This window comes from Inquilinus sp., from assembly GCF_057815775.1.
The window spans coordinates 1-4,216 of sequence record NZ_JBYRFX010000512.1; the positions used below are offsets into that span (position 1 = coordinate 1).

Sequence of the window (4,216 nt, forward strand, 5' to 3'; positions counted from 1 at the left end):
GTCACCACCCGTGGCATGCGCGAGGGCCAGATGCGGATGCTGGCCGATCTGGTGATCGACGCCGTCACCGGCGCCCGACCGGAGCCGGCGCTGGCGAATGCGGTGCGCGATGTCGCGAGGCGTTTCCCGATTCCGGGGTGATCTGAAGGGGAGGGGCGGAGCCACCCCTCTTTCTGTTGTCATCCTCGGGCTTGACCCGAGGATCCAGGGGCTACCAAGGACAGCTCTGGCCGCCCCTGGATGCCACGGTCAAGCCGTGGCATGACAAAAAGGGGAAGCCAAGCAGCCGGTCAGCTCGTCGGCTTGAATCCCGCCCTTTCCCCATAGGCGAATCACTCCTCCGCCGAAGGGATCGCCCGTGACGTGCTGTACGAGCCGAGGCTGAGCGCGGCGACGCAGACGCCCAGCCGCAGGCCTTTCTCCACCGGCCAGCCTTCGTGCAGCCCGAGCATGACGCCGGAGGCCAGGGCGTCGCCGGCGCCGTTGGTGCTCTTGATCGCCTCGGCCGGCACCCAGGCGGCGCCCTGGCGCCATAGCCGTCCGTGGCTGTCGGCGGCGACCACGCCGTCCGGGAAATGCACCACCGCCAGGGTGGACACGCCCATCCGGATCAGCGCCGCCGCCGCCGCCTCGACCCGGGCCCAGTCCGGCCGGCCGTCGCGATGGGTCTCGACGCCGGTCAGTGCCGTCGCCTCCAGCTCGTTGATGATGATGCTGTCGAGCAGCGGCAGGCAGGGCACGGTCAGGTCGCGCAGATGCTCGCCCCCCACGCTGACCAGCTCCAGATTGGTGCGGTGGCCCGAGGCGCGGGCGCGGGCCAGCACCTCGGTGAAGCCGTTGCCGCCGCCGCGGGACTCATCCATCCGGGCATGGATCCCGGGCGAGCCGACATGGAAGAATTTCGCGGTCGACCCGGTCAGGTCGAAATGCCCGGGCGAGAGCAGGGCGTTGACCCCCTCCTGGTAGAAGAAGGTCCGCCGCCCGCCCTCGGCCGCGATCATCACATCGGTGTAGGCGGTGCGCCCGCCCGGCAGCACCGCGATCCGGCCGACGCCGATGCCGTGGTCGCGGCAGACATCGAGCGCCAGCTGGCCATAGGGGTCGTCGCCGATCACGCCGACGACTTCGATCGGGAAGGTGGCGCCCAGCCGGGCGAGGTCGACCGCCATGTTGAAGCCGGGGCCGCCGGAATCCGGCGTCTCCTCCAGGATCTTGGCGACGTGCTCCTGCGGCGGGAAGCGGTCGAGCACTTTGTTGACGTCGATGCAGATGGTGCCGCCGCAGATGATGCCGGACCGCTCCATAGTCAGCCCTGCTTCAGCACGGCTTCGGTGGTCTGCACATCGTCGGCCAGCGGCCGCAGCGGGGTGATGCCCTGCTTCTGCAGCTCGCCGTGATAGGCGCGCACCGCCTCTTCCGGCGCGATCGTGCCGTCGGCCACCTGGCGCATGAAGCTGACCATCGCCAGCGGCGATTCCGCCAGGTTGATCTTGCGGCCGAACAGGGCGACGCGGGCGCCGTATTTCTCGGCCTGGTGCAGCAGCTCGAAGCAGTCGCGGGTGGTGCCGGCGCCGCCGCCGAGCACGCCGACGATCAGGCTGGAATCGAAGCTGGCCAGTTCTTCCAGCGCCTTCGGGCCGTTGAAGGGGATCTTCAGGAACTCCGGCCGGTCGGCCTTCATCACCCCGGCCAGGCTGCGCAGGATGCAGTCATTGAGGTAATGCGGCTGCAGCGCCGGGTCGATGCCGCTCGAGACATTCGGGTTGAACACCTCGAAGAAATACTTGAAGCCGTTGACCGCGCAGTCGGCCCGGAATTCGGCGAAGGCTTCCAGCGACCGGATGTCGGCATCGAGGTTGTTGTTGAAGGTGACGGAGTAGAGGCCGAGATCGGTGCCGGTCACCGGTGCCTTCGGGTCGGGGGTGAGACCGCCATGCTTCACCCGCGGCAGCAGGGCCGAGCGGAACGGGCGCGAGGGCTGCTGGGGATAGCCGCAGCCGCGCACCACCCAGATATCGGTGGTGTCGTTGGCGCGGATCGCCGGCTTGACGCGGCTGTTGCGGAAGGTGCCGCTCTCGACCAGCCGCTCCAGGTTCGAGGCCGAGACCAGCATGATGTCGACGATGTCCTGCTCCACCACCTGGCGGATGGTGTCCAGGAACTCGTCGCGGGTGCGGTAGCGGGTCCAGCTGCCGTCCGGCGCGCGCTTCGGGCCGGTCGAGGTCAGGCTCGGCCCCATGTCGCCGTCTTTGGCGTCGGCGATGATGAAGTCGCTGCGCTTGTAGTGGCCGGCGCGGATGCGGGCCAGCTTCTCGTCCAGGCGGGTCATGCTCGGTCTCTCGTCTTTCGGTCAGGGAACAAGGAAAGGAAGGTCATGTGGCGGGTTCGCCGTTTGGGGCGGACCCACGACCCGGGACGGGTTGGTCGCCCGGCATTGCCCCGGTCATGATCGCCACCACCTCGGCCATGTTGTGGCGCTGCGGCGTGGTCACCGCCACGCGGCGGCCCAGGCGCATGACATGGATGCGGTCGGCGACCTCGAACACGTTCGGCATGTTGTGGCTGATCAGGACGACAGGCAGGCCGCGGTCGCGGATGGTGCGGATCAAATCCAGCACCTGGCCGGTCTCGCGCACGCCCAGCGCCGCCGTCGGCTCGTCCATGATCACCAGCTTGCGGGCGAACACCGCGGCGCGGGCCACGGCGACGCCCTGGCGCTGACCCCCGGACAGGGTCTCGACCGCATGGCCGATCGACGGCAGGCGGAAGCGCAGCTCGTCCATATGCCGCTGCGCGTCGCGCCGCATCCGTGGCTTGTCCAGCAGCCGCAGCCATTGTCCCAGCGGCCCGGCCCGGCGCAGCTCGCGCCCCAGGAACAGGTTGGCGGCGATATCCAGCGCCGGCGCCACCGCCAGATCCTGGTACACCGTCTCGATGCCGCGCCGGCGGGCGTCGAGCGGCCCATGGAACCGCACCGGCGCGCCGTCCAGCAGCACCTCGCCCTCATCCGGGGTGATGGCGCCGGACAGGATCTTGATCAGGGTCGACTTGCCGGCGCCGTTGTCGCCGATGACCGCCAGCACCTCGCCGGCCCGCAGCTCGAAATCGACCCCGCCCAGCGCCACGACATGGCCGTAGCGCTTGACCACGTTGCGGGCCTCCAGCACCACATCGGTCATACCCGCCTCCATCGCGACAGCTGGTCCAGCGCGACCGCGGTGATGACCAGGACGCCGGTGACCAGGTCCTGCCACAGCGGGTCGATGCCGATCAGGGTCAGGCCGTTGCGCAGCACGCCGACGATCAGCACCCCGATCAGCGTGCCGATCAGGCTGCCGCGGCCGCCGAACAGGCTGGTGCCGCCGATCACGACAGCGGTGATGCTGTCCAGGTTGGCGTTCTGCATCGCATTCGGGTCGGCGTTCGGGATCCGTCCCAGCGCCAGCCAGGCGCCGATGCCGTACAGGAAGGCGGCGAACAGGTAGACCGACAGGATGCGCCGGCGCACCGGGATGCCGACCAGCCGCGCCGCCTCCGGGCTGTTGCCGATGGCGTAGATGTGCTGGCCCCAGGCGGTCTGGGCCAGCATGTACCAGACGATGGCATAGAGCCCGAGCATGATGACCATGCCGTAGGTGACCACGGCGCTGCCCAGGCGCAGCGTGTTGCCGGTCCAGCCCAGCAGGTCGTCCATCACAGGGAAGGCGCCCCCGCCGGAGAACAGCCGGGTGGCGGCCGTGACGATGCCGAGCAGGCCGAGCGTGACAATGAAGGGCGGCAGCTTCAGTCGGCTGACCAGCGTGCCGGTGACCAGCCCGACCATGCTGCACAGCACGACGGCCAGCACCAGCGCCGGCAGCGCGTCGTGGCCCTGGTCGACCAGCTTGCCGGCGACGATGGTGCCCAGCACGGCGATGGCGCCGTTGGCCAGGTCGATGCCGGCGGTCAGGATCACCAGCGTCTGGCCGATCGCCAGCGTGCCGATGATCACCGATTGCTGCACGATCAGCGAGATGTTGCTGGGTGTCAGGAAGCGGTCGCTCATCACCGTGAACACGGCGCCGAAGGCGACCAGCACGATCAGGGGGCCGAGCGGCGGGGTGGTTAGCACCCGCGCCGTACGGCCGATCCAGGACGAGGGGGGAGGGGCCATCGCTCTCTCTCGGATCGGAGGGAGGGAAATGGGCGGGCCGTCGATGGCCCGCCCGGATCGCGC

4 protein-coding genes are annotated in these 4,216 nt (G+C 69.4%); all 4 read right to left on the reverse strand.

The features are described from left to right. Positions 1 to 332 precede the first annotated feature (332 nt). The 4 genes from AC3XYG_RS17890 to AC3XYG_RS17905 are packed head-to-tail and all read right to left on the reverse strand — an operon-like array spanning position 333 to position 4,153. The gene (locus tag AC3XYG_RS17890) at positions 333 to 1,304 is read right to left on the reverse strand and encodes a carbohydrate kinase family protein (protein ID WP_489141206.1); all 972 of its coding nucleotides are present in this window, start codon (positions 1,302 to 1,304) and stop codon (positions 333 to 335) included. A 2-nt stretch (positions 1,305 to 1,306) separates the two neighbouring features. Then, the gene (locus AC3XYG_RS17895) at positions 1,307 to 2,329 is read right to left on the reverse strand and encodes a hypothetical protein (RefSeq protein ID WP_489141207.1); all 1,023 of its coding nucleotides are present in this window, start codon (positions 2,327 to 2,329) and stop codon (positions 1,307 to 1,309) included. A 43-nt stretch (positions 2,330 to 2,372) separates the two neighbouring features. Beyond that, positions 2,373 to 3,179 carry an ATP-binding cassette domain-containing protein gene (locus AC3XYG_RS17900; RefSeq protein WP_489141208.1) on the reverse strand — a complete coding sequence of 269 codons (807 nt, stop codon included), beginning with the start codon at positions 3,177 to 3,179 and terminating at the stop codon, positions 2,373 to 2,375. After that, a complete protein-coding gene (locus AC3XYG_RS17905; protein ID WP_489141209.1) occupies positions 3,176 to 4,153 on the reverse strand; it encodes an ABC transporter permease in 978 nt (325 codons plus the stop codon). Before AC3XYG_RS17905 ends, AC3XYG_RS17900 begins: the two co-directional genes overlap by 4 nt. Positions 4,154 to 4,216: the final 63 nt, after the last annotated feature.